Genomic DNA, 21,176 nt, shown 5'->3' on the forward strand with positions numbered 1-21,176 from the left:
AATGGATATGAATCAGTATTTAGATGTCTTTATTGATGAGAGTAAAGAACATTTACAAACATGTAATGAAAAGCTTCTCCTTTTAGAAAAAGACCCGACTGACCTTCAGCTCGTTCATGATATATTCAGGGCTGCCCATACATTAAAAGGAATGAGCGCAACGATGGGCTATACCGACTTAGCACATCTAACCCATCTGCTTGAAAATGTGCTGGATGCAATCCGAAACGGAGACATGGCAGTTACCTCAGAATGGCTGGATATTTTGTTTGAAGCCCTGGATCACCTGGAAGCTATGGTTCAGTCTATTATTGACGGCGGGGATGGTAAAAGAGATATCTCAGAAGTGAGTGCCAAGCTTGATGTGAATGGTGCACACGCTGAAATGGCTGCCTCTGCGGAACCTGCAGAAGCACAGAATTCAATATCTGATTGGGAATATGACGAGTTTGAACGGACTGTCATACAAGAAGCGGAGGAGCAAGGTTTCAAACGATATGAAATCAAGATTTCTCTGAACGAAAACTGTATGTTAAAAGCAGTTCGTGTCTATATGGTGTTTGAAAAGCTTAATGAAGTCGGAGAAGTAGCCAAAACAATTCCAAGTGCGGAAGTGCTTGAAACAGAAGATTTCGGCACTGACTTTCAAGTTTGTTTCTTAACACATCAATCAGCGGAAGAGATTGAACAATTAATCAATGGCGTTTCAGAAATTGAGCATGTTGAAGTCATTCAAGGGGCTCCTTTAACATCAGCTGAAAAGCCGGCAGAATCTAAGCCGGCAGATTTGCCAGCACCGGTACCTGTGAAGCAGGAGAAACAAAAACAGTCTGCTAAAAACGAAGAGCAGGCGAAGCACACAGCCGGTGGATCTAAAACAATTCGTGTCAACATTGACAGACTTGATTCTTTAATGAACTTATTTGAAGAGCTTGTCATTGACCGCGGGCGACTCGAGCAGATTGCAAAAGAGCTTGAGCACAATGAACTGACTGAAACGGTTGAACGAATGACGAGAATTTCCGGAGATTTGCAATCGATTATTCTTAATATGAGAATGGTTCCAGTTGAAACTGTTTTTAATCGGTTCCCGAGAATGATTCGCCAGCTTCAAAAAGAGCTGAATAAAAAAATCGAACTCTCGATCATCGGTGCGGAAACTGAACTGGATCGAACAGTGATTGATGAAATCGGAGATCCTCTCGTTCACTTGATCAGAAACAGTATTGATCATGGTATCGAGTCGCCGGAAACACGTTTGCAAAAGGGAAAACCGGAATCAGGAAAGGTTGTGCTTAAAGCTTATCACAGCGGCAACCATGTCTTTATCGAAGTAGAGGATGACGGTGCAGGCCTTAATCGCAAAAAAATTCTCGAAAAAGCGCTTGAGCGCGGGGTCATTACGGAAAAAGAAGCTGAAACCTTAGAAGACAATGAAATTTACGAATTGATCTTTGCTCCAGGGTTCTCAACTGCTGATCAAATTTCTGATATTTCCGGCCGCGGTGTTGGACTTGATGTTGTAAAAAACAAACTGGAGTCTCTGGGCGGTTCAGTCAGTGTGAAATCTGCAGAAGGTCAAGGCTCTCTATTCAGCATCCAGCTTCCACTTACCTTGTCCATTATTTCAGTTCTCCTAATCAAATTGGAAGAAGAGACATTTGCCATTCCAATTTCTTCAATCATTGAAACGGCAGTTATTGACAGAAAAGACATTTTGCAAACGCATGACCGTGAAGTGATTGACTTTAGAGGGCACATTGTCCCTGTCGTTTATTTAAAAGAAGAGTTTAAAATAGAAGATACAAGACAAGATGCGGAACAGCTCCATATCATTATCGTGAAAAAAGGCGATAAACCTACTGCATTTGTGGTGGACTCCTTTATTGGCCAGCAGGAAGTTGTGCTGAAATCACTCGGAGATTATTTAACAAACGTCTTTGCAATTTCCGGAGCTACTATTTTAGGAGACGGAGAAGTAGCGCTCATTATTGATTGTAATGCACTGATTATTTAACCATTCGAGGAGGTGTCCCACATGACTGCAGAAATTAAAACAGGCGAAAAAATGATTGTCTTTATGGTAAATGGCAAAGAATATGCCATTTCCGTCACTCAGGTGAAATCAATTGAAAAATGGCAAAAACCAACGAGAGTGCCTGGCGTCGAACCATATATTTGCGGGGTAATCAATTTGCGCGGGGTAGTGACTCCGGTTATTGATTTAAGAAAGCGCCTGAATTTGCCAGAGTATGAAATTACCGATGAAACACGGATTATCATTATTGCTTATCGTGATACTGAAATCGGCTGGATAGTGGATGAAGCTAATGATGTGATTACCGTACACGAAAGTGAAATCGAATCCGCTCCAGAAAGCATCCAGAAAGATACGGATGTGTCGATCGAACAGATTGTGAAACAAGAGAACAGGCTCTTAAATATTATTGATGCGAACGCGGTTTTGGATAAAGAATCATCTCAGTCCGCTGTGCCCGATCAAGCTTAATCTTAAAGGGGTTATGACATGAGTATTTTTAATGGAATCAAAGAAGAGCAGATGGACATTTTGCGGGAAGTCGGCAATATAGGCGCCGGCCACTCCGCCTCTGCAATGGCCCAGCTGTTAAATAGAAAGATAGATATGGAAGTCCCGTTTGCAAAGCTGTTGTCTTTCGATGAGCTTGTCGATTTTTTCGGCGGCGCCGATATCCCGGTTGCCAGCATCTTTTTAAGAATGGAAGGCGATTTAACGGGCTCGATGTTCTTTATAATGCCTTTTTATCAGGCGGAGCAGTTTATCAGAGAGCTGATTGGAAACCCCGATTTTGATATAGAGGACTTAGGTGAAGATCATATGAGCTCATCCGCTTTGCATGAACTGGGCAATATTTTAGCAGGATCATATTTAACAGCTTTGGCGGATTTGACGAAACTCCAGCTTTATCCAAGTGTTCCTGAAGTTTCTTTGGACATGTTCGGCGCTGTGATCAGCGAAGGGCTGATGGAGCTAAGCCAGGTTGGAGAACACGCCATTGTTGTGGACACGTCAATTTTTGACCAAAGCCATCAGCAGGAGCTGAAAGCGCATATGTTTATGCTGCCGGACTATGATTCATTTGAAAAGCTCTTTGTCGCCTTGGGTGCATCATTATGAGTACAACTGAGGCTGTCGTTGTAAAGGTTGGAATTGCTGACGTGAAGATCGCCCGCTTCCCGGACACCATCAGGACCTCTGGGTTGGGATCATGTGTGGGACTGGTGCTTTATGATAAAGAAAAGCAGACGGCGGGGCTTGTCCATGTCATGCTTCCGGATTCGACGTTATCGAAAACTGCCGAACTCAATCGGGCTAAGTATGCTGATACAGCCGTAAAGACCACGATTGATATGTTGATAGAAGCGGGATGCCGGAAATTTGCATTAAAAGCAAAGCTGGCCGGCGGATCAGAGATGTTTAAATTTAAATCAACAAATGATTTGATGAAGATAGGACCGAGAAATGTATTAGCGATAAAGGAACAGCTGTCTTTATATAATATTCCTATTATTAGTGAAGATACGGGCGGCTCAAGCGGCCGGACGATAGAATTTGAACCGAAGTCCTGCATGCTGCATATTCGAACTGTTAAACAAGGTGAAAAAACGATTTAATTAAGGTATTAGGGGGATAACAATGCAATCCTTGAATTATGAAGATCAGGTGCTTTGGACGCGCTGGAAAGAGTGGAAAGATCCTAAAGCCGGTGACGATTTAATGCGCCGTTACATGCCGCTTGTTACATATCATGTAGGCAGAATTTCTGTCGGACTGCCGAAATCAGTGCATAAAGACGATCTTATGAGCCTTGGTATGCTTGGTTTATATGATGCCCTTGAAAAATTTGACCCTAGTCGGGACTTAAAATTTGATACCTACGCCTCGTTTAGAATTCGCGGCGCAATCATAGACGGGCTTCGTAAAGAAGATTGGCTGCCCAGAACCTCACGTGAAAAAACAAAGAAGGTTGAAGCAGCAATTGAAAAGCTTGAACAGCGCTATCTTCGGAACGTATCGCCCGCAGAAATTGCAGAGGAACTCGGAATGACGGTACAGGATGTCGTGTCAACAATGAATGAAGGTTTTTTTGCAAATCTGCTGTCAATTGATGAAAAGCTCCATGATCAAGATGACGGTGAAAACATTCAGGTTATGATCAGAGATGACAAAAATGTTCCGCCTGAAGAAAAGATTATGAAGGATGAACTGATTGCACAGCTTGCTGAAAAAATTCACGAACTCTCTGAAAAAGAACAGCTGGTTGTCAGTTTGTTCTACAAAGAGGAGTTGACATTGACAGAAATCGGACAAGTATTAAATCTTTCTACGTCCCGCATATCACAGATTCATTCAAAGGCACTTTTTAAATTAAAGAATCTGCTGGAAAAAGTGATTCAATAATGAATTTCAATGGTTAGCGAGTGAAAAACATGTCAACACTATTATGGCTTTTAAGCTTTACGCTCCACGGCGTTCTTCTGTACGCTGTCATTATCCTGTATATGAGACTCGCAGCTGTGAAAGAAACAGAAAAACAGCAAAAGAAATTACTTGAAGAGACGGAAAACACCTTGGCAGCATTTCTTCTTGAATTAAAAGAAGAAAATGAGAAACTGATAGAAAATACCGGTTCACCTTCAAGTCAAGCGGAAGAAGAAACCCAAAAGCCAGACCTTCGGCACTCTGAAAAAGATTCAGAGCGGGGTGCAGTTCAAGAAGAAGAAAATCTTCTTGAACATATCGAAGGTCTGATTACTGAGGTTGAGCGTCAGGAAGAGAGCATAAACAGCAATGCCCAATCATTTGAAGACCAGGTCATAGCATTATATGAGCAGGGGTATTCGGCCAATCAAATTGCTCAGAAACTGAAGAGCGGAAAGACAGAAATCGAGCTGTTTTTAAAATTTCGCTCCAAAGGTGTAAAGGATTCTTGATTGTCGGATAAAGCTGTGTTATATTATGTCTTGGTGTTAAATACACACGCTTAACGATTTATGCAGAGGGTGCTGCAGGCGGCAGTTCTGCACAAAAATGACCTAAGCGGAGGAAAAAAACCATTATATTAGGAGGAAATAACATGTCAGTCATTTCTATGAAGCAATTGCTTGAAGCTGGTGTTCACTTCGGTCACCAAACACGCCGTTGGAACCCAAAAATGAAGCGTTACATTTTCACGGAGCGTAACGGAATCTACATCATTGACCTTCAAAAAACAGTCAAAAAAGTAGAGGAAGCTTACAACTTCACTAAAAACCTTGCTGCTGAAGGCGGGAAAATCCTTTTCGTCGGAACAAAAAAACAAGCTCAAGATTCTGTTAAAGAAGAAGCTCAGCGCTCTGGCATGTACTATGTCAACCAACGCTGGTTGGGCGGTACATTAACAAACTTTGAAACAATCCAAAAACGTATTAAACGTCTTAAAGACATTGAAAAAATGCAAGAAAACGGTACGTTTGATGTACTTCCTAAAAAAGAAGTCGTTCAATTGAAAAAAGAATTAGAGCGTCTTGAAAAATTCCTAGGCGGAATTAAAGATATGAAGGATCTTCCTGATGCATTATTCATCATCGATCCTCGTAAAGAGCGCATCGCTGTTGCGGAAGCTCGCAAATTAAACATCCCTATCATCGGTATCGTAGATACTAACTGTGATCCAGATGAAATCGATGTTGTAATCCCAGCGAACGATGACGCTATCCGCGCTGTTAAACTTCTAACTTCTAAAATGGCAGATGCAATCTTAGAAGCGAAGCAAGGCGAAGAAGAAGCGGAAGTTGCTGAAGAAACTGCACCAGAAACAGAAACAACAACTGCGTAACCTATTCAAAAGGTGATAAGAGGGACTGCCTTTTATCACCTTTTTTCAAGAAAAATGTGTAATATACATACTCTTGTTTTAACATATAAGGAGGAATACAAATGGCAATTACTGCACAGCAAGTAAAAGAACTGCGTGAAAAAACTGGCGCGGGCATGATGGATTGTAAAAAAGCGTTAACTGAAACTGACGGAGATATGGACAAAGCAATTGACCTTTTAAGAGAAAAAGGGATTGCGAAAGCAGCGAAAAAAGCTGACCGTATCGCGGCAGAAGGTTCTACTCTTATTAAAACTGACGGCAACAAAGGCGTTATCTTAGAAGTAAACTCTGAAACTGACTTCGTTGCGAAAAACGAAGGCTTCAAAGAGCTTCTTAACACTTTAGCTGACCACCTTCTTGCAAATGCTCCAGCAGATGTTGAAGAAGCTATGGGTCAAAAAATGGAAAATGGCTCTACTGTTGAAGAGTACATCACAAGTGCAGTTGCTAAAATTGGTGAGAAAATCACTCTTCGCCGCTTTACAGTTCTTACAAAAGACGACAGCTCTGCATTCGGTGCTTACCTTCACATGGGCGGCCGCATCGGCGTATTAACTGTTCTAAACGGTACAACTGACGAAGAAACTGCGAAAGATATCGCAATGCACGTTGCTGCGGTTAACCCTCGTTACATTTCTCGTGATCAAGTATCTGAAGAAGAAAGAAATCATGAGCGTCAAATCTTAACTCAGCAAGCCCTTCAAGAAGGTAAACCTGAAAACATCGTAGCGAAAATGGTTGAAGGCCGTCTGAACAAATTCTTCGAAGAAATTTGTCTTTTAGACCAAGCGTTCGTTAAAAACCCAGATGAAAAAGTGAAACAAGTGGTTGCAGCGAAAAACGCAACTGTTCAAACTTATGTACGCTATGAAGTTGGAGAAGGCATCGAAAAACGTCAAGAAAACTTTGCTGAAGAAGTAATGAACCAAGTGAAAAAATAATGGCGAAAAGATTTCGCGGCCAAGTCGCGTCTTTTCAGGCAGTATAGGGGACACACTTTGTGTTCCCTATTTTTAAAACTATATTTACAAACCTTTTTTTCTCTTGCATAATAGAAAACGGCAATGTTTACACTTGGAGGTTATCATGGAAAAACCAAAATACAAACGTATCGTATTAAAGCTTAGCGGGGAAGCATTGGCAGGAGAACAGGGAAACGGAATTAACCCAACTGTCATTCAATCCATTGCAAAGCAAGTGAAAGAAATCGCTGAGCTTGAAGTCGAAGTGGCTGTTGTAGTAGGCGGCGGCAACTTATGGCGCGGAAAAACAGGAAGTGACCTGGGCATGGACCGTGCAACTGCTGACTATATGGGAATGCTGGCGACAGTTATGAATTCGCTTGCTCTTCAAGACAGCTTGGAAACACTCGGAATCCAGTCCAGAGTGCAAACATCCATTGAAATGAGACAAGTTGCTGAACCGTACATAAGAAGAAAAGCGATACGCCACTTAGAGAAAAAACGTGTCGTTATTTTCGCTGCGGGTACAGGAAACCCATATTTCTCAACTGATACGACAGCTGCACTGCGGGCTGCTGAAATTGAAGCAGACGTTATTTTAATGGCTAAAAATAATGTTGACGGTGTGTATAATGCTGATCCTAGAAAAGATGAATCAGCTGTTAAGTATGAATCACTTTCTTATCTTGACGTTCTTAAAGACGGCCTGGAAGTCATGGATTCAACAGCATCATCTTTATGCATGGATAATGACATTCCGCTTATCGTCTTTTCTATTATGGAAGAAGGAAACATCAAACGTGCCGTTATCGGTGAATCAATCGGAACGATCGTGAGGGGGAAATAACGTGTCAAAAGAAGTATTAACTCAAACAAAAGAAAAAATGGAAAAAGCAATTACTGCTTATCAACGTGAATTGGCTACTGTACGCGCAGGGCGTGCAAATCCATCTCTATTAGATAAAGTAACGGTTGAATATTACGGAGCACAGACACCTTTAAATCAGCTGTCTTCTATTAACGTGCCTGAAGCTCGTATGCTCGTTGTAACGCCATACGACAAATCAGCAATCGGCGATATCGAAAAAGCGATTTTAAAAGCTGATTTAGGTATTACGCCAACAAGTGACGGCAATATGATTCGAATTGCGATTCCGGCGTTAACGGAAGAAAGACGGAAAGAATTAGTGAAAGTTGTAAAAAAATATGCTGAAGACGCGAAAGTAGCTGTCCGTAACGTTCGCCGTGATGCTAACGATGATCTCAAAAAACTTGAGAAAAACGGAGACATTACTGAGGATGAACTGCGTGCTTCAACTGAAGACGTTCAGAAACTGACAGATGAATATGTGTCAAAAATTGACAGTGTCACAAAAGACAAAGAAAAAGAAATCATGGAAGTTTAATGAAAAACTATGTACAATAGATAATAGTGAAAAGACCCTCTCATGTTTACAGGGGGTTTTTTTGTTAATACTGTTGATTACATTGATTATCAGCAGGGAATGCAACCTTTTTGGGTGACGGAGGAATCTCATGCTCAACATACTCAAAAATTGGAAGAATCAGCAAACTGCGGCTTCCAACTTAGAACGTTATACAAAAGAAGACATACTTAAGGGAGAAATTCCCGAACACATCGCCATTATCATGGATGGAAATGGCCGTTGGGCTAAAAAACGCTCTCTTCCCCGAATTGCAGGCCACCATGAAGGGATGAAGGTGGTAAAAAGGACAACGAAGCTTGCAAATGAATTAGGTGTAAAAGTACTGACATTGTATGCATTTTCAACAGAAAACTGGAAGAGGCCGAAAATGGAAGTCGATTTTTTAATGAAGCTTCCGGAAGAATTTTTGAATACGTATCTTCCAGAGCTTGTTGAGGAAAATGTACAGGTTCGGATCATTGGAGATGAAACGGCTTTGCCGGCACACACATTACGTGCGATTGAAAAGGCAGTACAGGATACGGCACAAAACGACGGAATGATTCTTAATTTTGCTCTCAATTATGGAGGCCGTACTGAAATTGTCGCTGCTGCAAAAACACTCGCGGAAAAAGTGAAGGATGGCTCTTTGAATATTGAAGACATTGATGAATCGCTTTTTTCTAATTATTTAATGACTGAATCTTTGCAGGATCCTGAGCTTTTAATTCGAACGAGCGGCGAGATTAGACTGAGCAATTTTATGCTATGGCAGGTTGCCTACAGTGAATTTGTCTTTACTGACGTCTTGTGGCCTGACTTTAAAGAAGATCACTTCTTACAGGCTTTAGGAGAATATCAGCAGAGAGGCCGGAGGTTTGGCGGAATTTAGAGGATGGTGGACATGAAACAAAGAATTTTGACAGGTGTTCTGGCAGCAATTGTATTTTTATTGTTGGTTATTGTCGGGAAATTGCCGTTCACCATATTAATTTATGCTATGGGCAGTGTGGCGCTTTTTGAACTTTTACGGATGAAAAAGCTGAAGCTGGTTTCACTGCCGGGTTTGATCGGTCTTTTATTATTGTGGATGTTCTTATTGCCAAGCCAGTATTCGTTTTTTGAAGCGAACGGTATTTCAAAAATGGAAATCGCTTTGTTTGCGGTACTACTTTTGCTGACTTACACAGTGTTGGTGAAAAACACCTTTACTTTTGATGAAGTCGGTTTTATTACGCTGGCAGTAATTTACATCGGAATGTGTTTTCATTATTTTATAGAAATCAGAAATATTGACCAATACGGATTAACATACATTTTTTACGCGTGTGTTGTGATTTGGTCCACTGATTCCGGTGCATATTTTGTCGGGAAAGCGCTTGGTAAGCGAAAACTGTGGCCTGAAATCAGTCCGAATAAAACAGTGGAAGGATTTGTAGGTGGAATTGTTATCGCGCTTGTATTGGCGACGATTTTTCAGCTTGTTGCACATCTTCCGGTCCCGTATATCTATCTGCTGTTGATCACGCTGTTTTTGTCTGTTTTCGGACAACTTGGAGATTTAGTGGAATCCGCCTTAAAAAGACATTACGATGTAAAGGATTCTGGGAAGATTCTTCCCGGGCATGGCGGTATCTTAGACCGTTTTGACAGTTTCTTGTTTGTCATGCCTTTCTTGTACTTTCTGCTTGCCCTTTTTTCATAAAAAAGTCTAATATGAATATAAGACTGATCATGCAGCAAAAAGAATAGGAGTAGTGGCAACTTTGAAAAATATTTGTCTTTTAGGAGCAACAGGATCAATCGGCGAACAGACACTTGACGTACTTCGTACACATCAAGATCAATTTCAGCTGGTATCTATGTCGTTTGGCAGAAATATTGATAAGGCCGTTCCAATGATAGAGGCCTTTCAGCCGAAGTTTGTCTCTGTCGGTGATCTGGATACATATCATAAATTAAAACAAATGTCTTTTTCTTTTGAATGCCAAATTGGGCTGGGAGAAGAGGGACTGATAGAAGCAGCAGTGATGGAGGAGGTTGACATCGTTGTCAACGCCTTGCTCGGAAGTGTCGGTCTTATCCCGACGTTAAAGGCAATTGAACAGAAAAAAACAATCGCGCTTGCAAATAAGGAAACTCTTGTCACTGCAGGGCATATAGTAAAAGAACACGCTAAGAAATACGATGTTCCGCTGCTGCCTGTTGACAGTGAGCACTCGGCCATTTTTCAAGCGCTACAAGGCGAACAGGCTAAAAACATTGAACGCCTCATTATTACGGCATCCGGCGGAAGTTTTCGGGACAAGACGCGGGAGGAGCTCGAATCAGTAACGGTTGAGGACGCATTAAAACATCCAAATTGGTCAATGGGTGCAAAAATTACGATTGATTCGGCTACAATGATGAATAAGGGGTTAGAGGTGATCGAGGCGCATTGGCTTTTCGATATACCATATGAACAAATTGATGTGGTTTTACATAAGGAGAGCATCATCCATTCAATGGTTGAGTTTCATGACAAAAGTGTGATCGCACAGCTCGGAACTCCGGATATGAGGGTTCCAATTCAATATGCGCTCACTTACCCTGACCGGTTGCCATTACCAGATGCGAAAAGGCTTGAATTATGGGAAATCGGCAGCCTCCATTTTGAGAAAGCTGATTTTGACAGGTTCCGATGCTTACAATTTGCTTTTGAATCAGGTAAAATAGGAGGAACAATGCCGACAGTGCTAAATGCGGCAAATGAAGTAGCTGTCGCTGCCTTTTTAGCCGGCAAGATATCGTTTTTGGCTATTGAAGACTGTATCGAAAAGGCATTATCCCGCCATCAGTTAATGAAAAAACCGAGCCTGGCGGACATTCAAGAAGTGGACAAAGATACCCGGGGATACGTCAATTCAATACTCACATAAGGTGGTATGTTCGTGAATACAGTTATAGCGTTTATCATTATTTTTGGAACGCTCGTTTTCTTCCATGAACTGGGCCATTTGTTGCTAGCCCAAAGAGCGGGAATTCTCTGCCGTGAATTTGCGATCGGATTCGGTCCAAAGATTTTTTCTTTCAAAAAAAATGAAACAGTTTATACGATCAGGCTCCTTCCAGTCGGCGGATTTGTCCGTATGGCCGGCGAAGATCCGGAAATGATTGAGGTGAAACCTGGTTACACGGTTGGGCTTCTGTTTAATAAAGAAGATCAAGTTGAGAAAGTCATCATCAATCAAAAGGAAAAATACCCGGATGCTTTAGTCATCGAAGTGGAAACAGCGGATTTAGAGCATGACATGAAGATCACCGGCTATGAACAGGGCAAAGAGGATGAGCTTTCCAGCTTTACTGTCAGCGAAACATCCTTTTTCATTGTAGACGGAGAAGAAGTGCAGATTGCGCCGTATAATCGCCAATTTGGTTCCAAACCAGTGTGGCAGCGGATTAAAGCGATTGCTGCAGGGCCGATTATGAACTTTATTTTAGCTTACGTCATTTTAGTGATGCTTGGGCTGATTCAAGGTGTACCGTCTAATGAGCCTATGCTCGGGCAGCTGACAGACAATGGACGGGCGGCCGAAGCAGGGCTAAAAGAAGGGGATTATATCCAAAGCATTAACGGAGAGAAAATGAGGTCTTGGACTGACATTGTCTCCGCTGTAAAAGAAAATCCGGAAAAAGAAATGGATGTTGCGGTAAAAAGAGATAACAAAACGCTTCATATTGCAGTGACTCCGGAAGCTGTGAAAGATGAGAACAAAAAAACAATCGGACGTTTCGGTTCCTATGCGCCGACTGAAAAAGGTGTTCTCTCAGCAGTTGCTTACGGCGCGACATCAACAGTTGATGTCACCAAAGCGATTTTAACCAACTTAAGCAAATTAGTAACAGGCCAATTTAAACTTGATATGCTGTCAGGTCCTGTCGGCATATATGACATGACAGACCAAGTGGCGAAAACAGGGTTAGTGAACTTATTCCAGTTTGCTGCGTTTCTAAGCATTAACCTTGGGATTGTCAACCTGCTTCCAATTCCGGCACTTGACGGAGGAAGACTGCTATTTCTATTTATTGAAGCGATTCGGGGCAAACCGATTAACAGGGAAAAAGAAGCATTTGTTGTGTTTATCGGGGTAGCTTTCTTAATGCTACTTATGCTGGTCGTCACATGGAACGATATCCAGCGGCTGTTCTTGTAAACGAAAAGTAAATCAATCAGAGGTGCGAAGAAATGAGACAAAGCTTGACGCTTATTCCTACGCTCCGTGAAGTTCCAGCTGATGCCGAAGCAAAAAGTCATCAGCTTCTTCTGAGAGCAGGATTTATCAGACAGAATACGAGCGGGGTATACAGCTATATGCCTCTTGCGTATAAGGTGATTCAAAACATTCAGCAGATTGTTCGTGAAGAAATGGAGAAAATAGATGCCGTAGAAATGCTTATGCCCGCATTGCAGCAGGCTGAGACATGGCAGGAATCAGGCAGATGGTATACGTATGGTCCTGAACTGATGAGACTAAAAGACCGTCATGGCCGTGAATTTGCTTTAGGGGCAACGCATGAAGAAGTCATCACTTCACTTGTTCGCGATGAGGTTAAATCTTATAAGCGTCTCCCTCTGACTCTGTATCAAATCCAGTCTAAGTTCAGAGATGAAAAACGTCCTCGCTTCGGTTTGTTAAGAGGGCGCGAATTTATTATGAAGGATGCGTATTCTTTCCATGCATCTGAAGAGAGCCTCGATGAAACGTATCAAAAAATGTACGAGGCCTATTCTAATATTTTTGCCCGCTGCGGCATTAATGTAAGACCTGTCATCGCCGATTCAGGCGCAATGGGAGGAAAGGATACGCACGAGTTTATGGCACTTTCTGCAATCGGTGAGGATACAATTGCGTATTCTGATGAATCACAATATGCGGCTAATATCGAAATGGCTGAAGTTCTTTATCAAGAAGTCCCTTCTGATGAAGAGCCTAAAGCTTTAGAGAAAGTCCACACGCCTAACGTGAAAACAATTGAAGAACTGACTGCGTTTTTACAGGTTTCCGCTGAAACCTGCATTAAATCGGTTTTGTTTAAAGCAGATGACCGTTTTGTCTTAGTGCTTGTAAGAGGCGACCATGAAGTCAACGATATTAAAGTGAAAAACTTGCTTCATGCAGAAGTTGTGGAGCTTGCCACACATGAAGAGGTCATTCAGCAGCTCGGAACAGAGCCAGGATTTGTCGGCCCTGTCGGTGTCTATCAAGATGTTGAAGTATATGCCGATCATGCTGTGAAAGCAATGGTCAATGCTGTTGCCGGTGCGAACGAAGAAGATCATCATTATAAAAATGTCAACGTGAACCGTGACGCGCAAATTAAAGAATTTGCAGATCTTCGTTTTATTAAAGAAGGCGACCCTTCACCAGACGGTAAAGGCACGATCCGTTTCGCGGAAGGAATCGAGGTCGGACAAGTCTTTAAGCTCGGAACACGCTATTCAGAAGCGATGAATGCGACATACTTAGACGAAAACGGACGCGCGCAGCCAATGCTGATGGGCTGTTACGGAGTAGGTGTGTCAAGAACGCTTTCTGCTATTGCTGAACAGCATCACGACGAAAAAGGATTAATATGGCCAAAAAGTGTTGCACCGTATGATCTTCATATTCTTGCTTTGAACATGAAAAACGATTCGCAAAGAGAGCTTGCTGAAAAGCTGTATGCCAATTTAAAAGCAGAGGGCTATGAAGTGCTCTATGACGATCGTGCTGAACGCGCAGGCGTAAAATTCGCTGATTCAGATCTAATCGGCCTTCCAATCCGCATCACTGTCGGAAAACGTGCGGACGAAGGAATTGTCGAAGTGAAAATCCGTCAAACGGGTGAGTCAACTGAGGTTTCAGTAGATGAATTATCTGCTTTTATCAGCAAGCAGTAATCACCATAACGATTTAGCAAAAAACATGTTAAAATAGAAATAATAGAAGGTACCTCATTGCCTGAGGTACCTTCACTTATGATGTTTTTAGGGAGGGATACTGTCTTAATGGAACAGTTATCAGTAAACAGAAGGCAGTTTCAAATTCTTCTGCAGCAGATTAATATGACAGATGATACCTTCATGACATATTTTGAAGATGGCGAGATTAAAAAGCTGACAATACACAAAGCTTCTAAGTCTTGGCATTTTCATTTTCAATTTAAATCTTTGCTGCCTTTTCAAATATATGACACATTAACAACGAGGCTGACGCAATCGTTTGCCCACATAGCAAAAGTGACATCTTCAATTGAAGTGCAGGATGCCGAGGTCAGTGAAAGTATCGTTCAAGACTACTGGTCACGATGCATTGAAGAATTGCAAGGCATTTCGCCGCCGATTATCAGTCTCTTAAACCAGCAAAAACCGAAACTGAAGGGCAATAAACTGATTGTCAAAACAAAAACAGACACAGAAGCGGCTGCTCTTAAGAACAAATACAGTTCCATGATTCAAGCTGGCTACCGTCAATTTGGTTTCCCAGACCTTCAGCTTGATGCCGAAATATTTGTATCCGAGCAAGAAGTTCAAAAGTTTCGGGAGCAAAAGCTTGCAGAAGACCAAGAGCGGGCCATGCAAGCGCTGATTGAAATGGAGAAGAAAGATAAAGAAAATGATGAAGATCAAGTGCCATCTGGGCCTCTTGTCATCGGTTACCAAATTAAAGATAACGAAGAAATCCGGACGCTTGACAGCATCATGGACGAAGAACGGAGAATTACAGTCCAAGGTTACGTGTTTGATGTGGAGACCCGCGAGCTGAAAAGCGGGCGTACGCTATGTATCTTCAAAATTACAGATTACACAAATAGTATTTTAATCAAAATGTTTGCACGTGAAAAAGAAGATGCGGCACTAATGAAGTCTCTGAAAAAAGGAATGTGGGTAAAAGCACGCGGAAGCATTCAAAATGACACTTTCGTCAGAGATCTCGTCATGATCGCAAATGACGTAAACGAAATAAAAGCAAAAACCCGGGAAGATTCGGCTCCTGAAGGAGAAAAAAGAGTGGAATTGCATTTGCATTCCCCAATGAGCCAAATGGATGCTGTTACGGGTATTGGAAAGCTTGTCGAACAGGCGAAAAAATGGGGGCATGAGGCCATCGCTTTGACGGACCATGCTGTTGTTCAATCTTTCCCTGATGCGTATTCTGCCGCCAAAAAGCATGGAATTAAAATGATTTATGGGATGGAAGCGAATCTCGTTGATGATGGCGTGCCAATTGCTTATAACGCTGCACACCGTCTGCTTGAGGAAGAAACATATGTTGTTTTTGACGTCGAGACGACGGGACTGTCTGCTGTATACGATACCATTATTGAGCTGGCTGCAGTAAAAGTAAAAGGCGGAGAAATTATTGATAAATTTGAGGCGTTTGCGAACCCACATCGTCCGCTCTCAGCCACAATCATAGAGCTGACTGGCATCACCGATGATATGCTTCGCGACGCTCCGGATGTCGTAGATGTGATAAGAGATTTCAGAGAATGGATTGGCGATGATATCCTTGTCGCTCATAATGCGAGCTTTGATATGGGATTCTTAAATGTAGCTTATAAAAAGCTTCTTGAAGTCGAAAAAGCTAAAAACCCAGTCATTGATACGCTTGAGCTTGGCCGTTTTCTCTATCCGGAATTTAAGAACCACCGTTTGAACACACTTTGTAAAAAGTTTGATATCGAACTCACACAGCATCACCGTGCGATCTACGATACTGAGGCGACTGCTTATTTGCTTCTGAAAATGCTGAAGGACGCAGCTGAAAAAGGCATTCAGTACCATGATGAGCTGAATGAAAATATGGGTCAGTCCAACGCTTATCAAAGATCTAGACCGTATCATGCAACATTACTCGCTGTGAACAGCACGGGGCTTAAAAATTTATTTAAGCTTGTGTCACTTTCTCATATTCATTATTTTTACAGAGTGCCTCGTATCCCGAGATCTCAGCTTGAGAAATACAGAGAAGGGCTTCTGATCGGTTCAGCCTGTGACAGGGGAGAGGTTTTTGAAGGGATGATGCAAAAATCGCCTGAAGAGGTTGAAGATGTCGCAGCATTCTATGATTATCTTGAGGTTCAGCCGCCTGAAGTGTACCGTCACTTGCTAGAGCTTGAACTGGTCCGCGATGAAAAATCGCTGAAAGAAATTATTGCGAATATCACGAAATTGGGTGAAAAGCTAAATAAACCGGTTGTTGCTACGGGAAATGTTCATTACTTGAATGATGAGGATAAAATTTACAGAAAGATTTTAATATCCTCTCAAGGCGGGGCCAATCCGCTGAACAGACATGAACTGCCGAAAGTGCATTTCAGAACGACAGACGAAATGCTTGAAGCATTTTCTTTTTTAGGCGAAGAAAAAGCGAAGGAAATTGTTGTTACCAATACCCAAAAGGTTGCTTCTTTAATCGATGACATCAAGCCGATTAAAGATGATTTGTATACACCGAAAATCGAAGGCGCCGATGAAGAAATCAGAGAAATGAGCTATCAGCGTGCAAGAAGCATTTACGGCGAACAGCTGCCTGAAATTGTCGAAGCGCGGATTGAAAAAGAGTTAAAGAGTATCATTGGCCACGGCTTCGCTGTTATTTACTTGATCTCTCACAAACTTGTAAAACGTTCACTAGATGACGGGTATCTCGTAGGTTCCCGTGGTTCCGTAGGATCTTCATTAGTTGCGACGCTTACTGAGATTACTGAGGTCAACCCGCTGCCGCCACACTATGTCTGCTCTGAGTGCCAGCATTCTGAGTTCTTTAATGACGGTTCTGTCGGTTCCGGTTTTGACTTGCCCGACAAGATGTGTCCTCATTGCGGAACACCTTTGAAAAAAGATGGCCATGATATTCCGTTTGAAACGTTCTTAGGATTTAAAGGGGACAAAGTACCTGATATCGATTTGAACTTCTCAGGGGAATATCAACCGCACGCACACAATTACACAAAAGTATTGTTCGGAGAAGACAATGTATATCGAGCAGGAACAATAGGCACAGTTGCAGAAAAAACAGCCTACGGTTATGTAAAAGGCTATGCCGGAGACAATAACCTCCACATGCGCGGGGCCGAAGTAGATCGGCTCGTACAGGGATGTACAGGTGTAAAACGTACAACTGGACAGCACCCTGGGGGTATTATCGTAGTTCCGGATTATATGGATATCTATGATTTTTCACCGATTCAGTTCCCGGCAGATGCCACAGGTTCAGAGTGGAAAACGACTCATTTTGATTTCCACTCCATCCATGACAACCTGTTAAAACTGGATATTCTCGGACACGATGACCCGACCGTCATTCGGATGCTTCAAGACTTAAGCGGCATTGATCCGAAAACAATTCCAACCGATGATCCAGAAGTGATGAAGATTTTCCAGGGAACCGAATCACTCGGTGTTACAGAAGAACAGATCGGCTGTAAAACAGGAACTCTTGGAATCCCTGAATTCGGAACACGATTTGTTCGGCAGATGCTTGAAGATACAAAGCCGACAACTTTTTCCGAGCTCGTTCAGATTTCAGGCTTGTCTCACGGAACTGATGTATGGCTCGGCAATGCGCAAGAGCTCATCCACAATAATATTTGTGAGCTGAGTGAGGTTATCGGCTGCCGTGACGACATTATGGTTTATCTAATCTATCAAGGCCTTGAACCGTCCCTTGCCTTTAAAATCATGGAATTTGTGCGTAAAGGAAAAGGATTAACGCCTGAATGGGAAGAAGAAATGAAAAATAACAATGTCCCAGACTGGTATATTGATTCTTGTAAAAAGATTAAATACATGTTCCCGAAAGCCCACGCCGCGGCTTATGTATTAATGGCAGTCCGCATTGCTTACTTTAAAGTACATCATGCGCTTCTGTATTATGCGGCTTATTTTACCGTTCGTGCAGACGACTTTGATATCGATACAATGATCAAGGGCTCTACAGCAATCAAGGCGGTAATGGAGGATATTAACTCTAAAGGACTTGATGCTTCACCGAAGGAAAAAAACCTTCTGACTGTATTAGAATTAGCGCTTGAAATGTGTGAGAGAGGCTATTCATTCCAAAAAGTCGATTTATATCGCTCCAGCGCTACAGAGTTTATTATTGATGGCAACAGTCTTATCCCGCCGTTTAACTCCATTCCTGGATTAGGGACGAACGCCGCTCTGAACATTGTAAAGGCTCGTGAAGAAGGCGAATTCCTCTCAAAAGAAGATTTGCAAAAGAGAGGGAAAGTGTCAAAAACGATTCTAGAGTATTTAGATCGTCATGGCTGTCTCGAATCACTGCCTGATCAAAACCAATTGTCATTGTTCTAACATAGAAGCAGAATTTCTCTCGAAATTCTGCTTCTATGCATATATAACCGCAAAAAGTGCCATTGTAACATTAGAGTTTCTGTCATTTGCTTAGGTATGAAAGTAGCGTATATCCATTTGCAATAAAAATATGGTTATGGTATAGTTTTATTGGAAATGCTAACGATTACCGAGGCAAAGAGTGGGGAAACCCGCTCTTTTGTATTGAACAAGAGAATTTTGTCTCGACATGTTCATCGTTTACTTTTTAGCCCCTGCTCTCTTGAAGCAGGGTTTTTATGCAGAGTGACGAGACGAATATGATATCGACAGCACAAGGAGGAAGAACATGAGCAAAAAAGTGACTGACACCGTTCAAGAAATGGCTCAGCCAATCGTAGACAGCCTTCAGCTGGAACTCGTTGACATTGAATTTGTCAAAGAGGGTCAAAGCTGGTTCCTTCGCGTGTTTATTGATTCCGATGACGGTGTGGATATTGAGGAATGTGCCAAAGTAAGCGAAGCTTTAAGCGAAAAGCTTGATGAGGCAGATCCAATCAGCCAAAATTACTTTCTTGAAGTCTCATCTCCGGGAGCTGAGCGTCCGCTAAAGAAAAAAGCCGATTTCGAAAAATCACTTGGAAAAAATGTGTATATTAAAACTTATGAGCCTATTGAGGGCGTAAAAGTGTTTGAAGGTGAGCTGGCTGAATTTGATGGACAAACAGTGACAGTTGAGATCACGATCAAAACAAGAAAGAAACGGATCAATATTCCGTATGAAAAGATAGCTAATGCAAGATTAGCTGTTACATTCTAATGAATACAAATGTTTTAAGGGGGGAGACCGTTAAATGAGCAGTGAATTATTAGATGCTCTCACGATTCTTGAAAAAGAAAAAGGCATCAGCAAAGAAATTATCATTGAAGCAATCGAAGCTGCGTTAATTTCTGCTTATAAGCGGAATTTTAATCAAGCGCAAAATGTACGGGTGGATTTAAACCGTGAAACAGGCTCCATCCGTGTATTTGCAAGAAAAGATGTCGTTGACGAAGTTTACGACCAAAGGCTGGAGATCTCTATTGAAGAGGCGCAGAGCATCCATCCTGAATATATGGTCGGCGATGTCGTTGAAATCGAAGTAACGCCTAAGGATTTCGGGCGCATAGCTGCTCAAACAGCGAAGCAGGTCGTCACACAGCGTGTGCGCGAAGCTGAGCGCGGTGTGATATATTCTGAATTTATCGACCGTGAAGAAGACATCATGACAGGTATCGTTCAGCGCCTAGACAATAAGTTTATCTACGTGTCTTTAGGCAAAATTGAAGCCTTGCTGCCGGTTAATGAGCAAATGCCGAATGAAAGCTACAAGCCTCATGATCGCATTAAGGTATATATCACAAAAGTAGAAAAAACGACGAAGGGCCCGCAGATTTATGTGTCAAGAACACATCCAGGCCTGTTAAAGCGTTTGTTTGAAATCGAAGTGCCTGAGATTTATGATGGAACTGTCGAGCTGAAATCTGTTGCCAGAGAAGCTGGCGACCGTTCAAAAATTTCTGTTCGCACAGACGATCCTGACGTGGATCCTGTTGGCTCATGCGTAGGTCCTAAAGGCCAGCGTGTTCAGGCAATCGTCAATGAATTAAAAGGTGAAAAAATTGACATTGTCAACTGGTCCAGTGATCCTGTAGAATTTGTCGCGAATGCGCTCAGCCCTTCGAAAGTGCTGGATGTCATCGTTAATGAAGAAGAAAAAGCGACAACTGTTATTGTTCCTGATTACCAGCTGTCTCTGGCGATTGGCAAAAGAGGACAAAACGCACGCTTAGCTGCTAAACTGACAGGCTGGAAGATTGATATTAAGAGCGAAACGGACGCAAGAGAACTTGGAATCTATCCGAGAGAACTTGAAGAAGATGATGAGCCGCTCTTTACGGAGCCTGAAACTGCTGAATCGGATGAATAAGAGGTGACCTTAGGTGAATAAACACAAAAAGATCCCGTTACGCAAATGTGTAGTGACTGGTGAAATGAAGCCTAAAAAGGAACTGATCCGAGTTGTACGTTCAAAAGAAGGCGAAGTCTCAGTAGACCCGACCGGAAAAAAGAACGGGCGGGGTGCTTATTTAACGCTGGATAAAGAGTGCATCTTAACAGCAAAAAAGAAAAACACTTTGCAAAATCAATTTCAATCACAAATCGATGACCAGATTTTCGAAGAATTGCTGGAACTGGCGGAAAAGGTGAAAAAATAAAATGTCTGGAATGGAATGGTTTCCCTTGCTGGGTCTGGCCAATCGAGCTCGTAAGGTCGTGTCAGGCGAAGACTTGGTAATAAAAGAAATCAGGAATGCGCGTGCAAAGCTTGTCCTGCTTACAGAGGATGCATCATTTAACACAGCGAAAAAAGTAACCGACAAGTGCAATTATTATAAAGTCCCTTATAAAAAAGTCGAGAGTCGCGCGGTTCTTGGACGCTCTATCGGTAAAGAAGCCCGTGTCGTTGTCGCCGTCACTGACCAAGGTTTTGCGAATAAGCTGATCAGCTTGCTCGATTAATAT

At 42.2% G+C, this 21,176-nt stretch carries 20 protein-coding genes; all 20 read left to right on the plus strand.

The features are described from left to right. Position 1 precedes the first annotated feature (1 nt). The 20 genes from cheA to AC0C66_RS01030 all read left to right on the plus strand — a co-directional run bounded on the left by cheA (position 2) and on the right by AC0C66_RS01030 (position 21,173). The gene (cheA, locus tag AC0C66_RS00935) at positions 2-2,017 is read left to right on the plus strand and encodes a chemotaxis protein CheA (protein ID WP_072183483.1); all 2,016 of its coding nucleotides are present in this window, start codon (positions 2-4) and stop codon (positions 2,015-2,017) included. Between the two features lie 21 nt (positions 2,018-2,038). Further along, a complete protein-coding gene (cheW, locus tag AC0C66_RS00940; protein ID WP_014113806.1) occupies positions 2,039-2,509 on the plus strand; it encodes a chemotaxis protein CheW in 471 nt (156 codons plus the stop codon). Between the two features lie 18 nt (positions 2,510-2,527). Next, the gene (gene cheC, locus AC0C66_RS00945) at positions 2,528-3,157 is read left to right on the plus strand and encodes a CheY-P phosphatase CheC (protein ID WP_003220907.1); all 630 of its coding nucleotides are present in this window, start codon (positions 2,528-2,530) and stop codon (positions 3,155-3,157) included. Then, the gene (gene cheD / locus AC0C66_RS00950; RefSeq protein WP_003220909.1) at positions 3,154-3,654 is read left to right on the plus strand and encodes a chemoreceptor glutamine deamidase CheD; all 501 of its coding nucleotides are present in this window, start codon (positions 3,154-3,156) and stop codon (positions 3,652-3,654) included. The genes cheC and cheD overlap by 4 nt, the downstream gene beginning before the upstream one ends. A 22-nt stretch (positions 3,655-3,676) precedes the next feature. Beyond that, on the plus strand, positions 3,677-4,441 hold the full coding sequence (gene sigD / locus AC0C66_RS00955; RefSeq protein WP_003220911.1) for an RNA polymerase sigma-28 factor SigD: 765 nt from the start codon (positions 3,677-3,679) through the stop codon (positions 4,439-4,441). A gap of 29 nt (positions 4,442-4,470) precedes the next feature. Continuing rightward, the gene (locus AC0C66_RS00960; protein WP_041520953.1) at positions 4,471-4,974 is read left to right on the plus strand and encodes a hypothetical protein; all 504 of its coding nucleotides are present in this window, start codon (positions 4,471-4,473) and stop codon (positions 4,972-4,974) included. Positions 4,975-5,117: 143 nt separating this feature from the next. Continuing rightward, positions 5,118-5,858 carry a 30S ribosomal protein S2 gene (gene rpsB / locus AC0C66_RS00965; RefSeq protein WP_003220918.1) on the plus strand — a complete coding sequence of 247 codons (741 nt, stop codon included), beginning with the start codon at positions 5,118-5,120 and terminating at the stop codon, positions 5,856-5,858. 101 nt (positions 5,859-5,959) lie between these two features. Beyond that, positions 5,960-6,841 carry a translation elongation factor Ts gene (gene tsf / locus AC0C66_RS00970; RefSeq protein WP_014113808.1) on the plus strand — a complete coding sequence of 294 codons (882 nt, stop codon included), beginning with the start codon at positions 5,960-5,962 and terminating at the stop codon, positions 6,839-6,841. Positions 6,842-6,986: 145 nt separating this feature from the next. Next, complete coding sequence (gene pyrH / locus AC0C66_RS00975) at positions 6,987-7,709, plus strand: UMP kinase (RefSeq protein ID WP_003220923.1); 723 nt, start codon at positions 6,987-6,989, stop codon at positions 7,707-7,709. A gap of 1 nt (position 7,710) precedes the next feature. Further along, complete coding sequence (gene frr, locus AC0C66_RS00980; RefSeq protein WP_061187472.1) at positions 7,711-8,268, plus strand: ribosome recycling factor; 558 nt, start codon at positions 7,711-7,713, stop codon at positions 8,266-8,268. 130 nt (positions 8,269-8,398) lie between these two features. Next, complete coding sequence (locus tag AC0C66_RS00985) at positions 8,399-9,181, plus strand: isoprenyl transferase (protein ID WP_014113809.1); 783 nt, start codon at positions 8,399-8,401, stop codon at positions 9,179-9,181. 3 nt (positions 9,182-9,184) lie between these two features. Next, positions 9,185-9,994, plus strand: a complete 810-nt coding sequence (gene cdsA, locus AC0C66_RS00990; RefSeq protein ID WP_088679095.1) for a phosphatidate cytidylyltransferase — start codon at positions 9,185-9,187, stop codon at positions 9,992-9,994. Positions 9,995-10,055: 61 nt separating this feature from the next. Beyond that, complete coding sequence (dxr, locus tag AC0C66_RS00995; RefSeq protein WP_061187474.1) at positions 10,056-11,207, plus strand: 1-deoxy-D-xylulose-5-phosphate reductoisomerase; 1,152 nt, start codon at positions 10,056-10,058, stop codon at positions 11,205-11,207. A 6-nt stretch (positions 11,208-11,213) separates the two neighbouring features. Further along, positions 11,214-12,482, plus strand: coding sequence for an RIP metalloprotease RseP (gene rseP / locus AC0C66_RS01000; protein WP_072182690.1), 1,269 nt, complete (start codon positions 11,214-11,216; stop codon positions 12,480-12,482). 32 nt (positions 12,483-12,514) lie between these two features. Continuing rightward, positions 12,515-14,209 carry a proline--tRNA ligase gene (gene proS / locus AC0C66_RS01005; RefSeq protein WP_072182689.1) on the plus strand — a complete coding sequence of 565 codons (1,695 nt, stop codon included), beginning with the start codon at positions 12,515-12,517 and terminating at the stop codon, positions 14,207-14,209. 108 nt (positions 14,210-14,317) lie between these two features. Continuing rightward, the gene (locus AC0C66_RS01010) at positions 14,318-18,631 is read left to right on the plus strand and encodes a PolC-type DNA polymerase III (protein ID WP_072182688.1); all 4,314 of its coding nucleotides are present in this window, start codon (positions 14,318-14,320) and stop codon (positions 18,629-18,631) included. A 328-nt stretch (positions 18,632-18,959) separates the two neighbouring features. Beyond that, on the plus strand, positions 18,960-19,430 hold the full coding sequence (gene rimP, locus AC0C66_RS01015; RefSeq protein ID WP_003220940.1) for a ribosome maturation factor RimP: 471 nt from the start codon (positions 18,960-18,962) through the stop codon (positions 19,428-19,430). Between the two features lie 34 nt (positions 19,431-19,464). Continuing rightward, positions 19,465-20,580: a transcription termination factor NusA gene (nusA, locus tag AC0C66_RS01020; protein ID WP_072182687.1), complete on the plus strand. Its 1,116-nt coding sequence runs from the start codon at positions 19,465-19,467 to the stop codon at positions 20,578-20,580. Positions 20,581-20,593: 13 nt separating this feature from the next. After that, positions 20,594-20,869 (plus strand): glucose-induced regulator RulR, encoded by a 276-nt coding sequence (gene rulR / locus AC0C66_RS01025; RefSeq protein WP_003220944.1) that lies wholly within the window; start codon positions 20,594-20,596, stop codon positions 20,867-20,869. A gap of 1 nt (position 20,870) precedes the next feature. Then, entirely contained in the window at positions 20,871-21,173 is a 303-nt protein-coding gene (locus tag AC0C66_RS01030) for a YlxQ family RNA-binding protein (RefSeq protein WP_072182686.1), read from the plus strand. Positions 21,174-21,176: the final 3 nt, after the last annotated feature.

This window comes from Bacillus sp. VA13 (assembly GCF_055710085.1).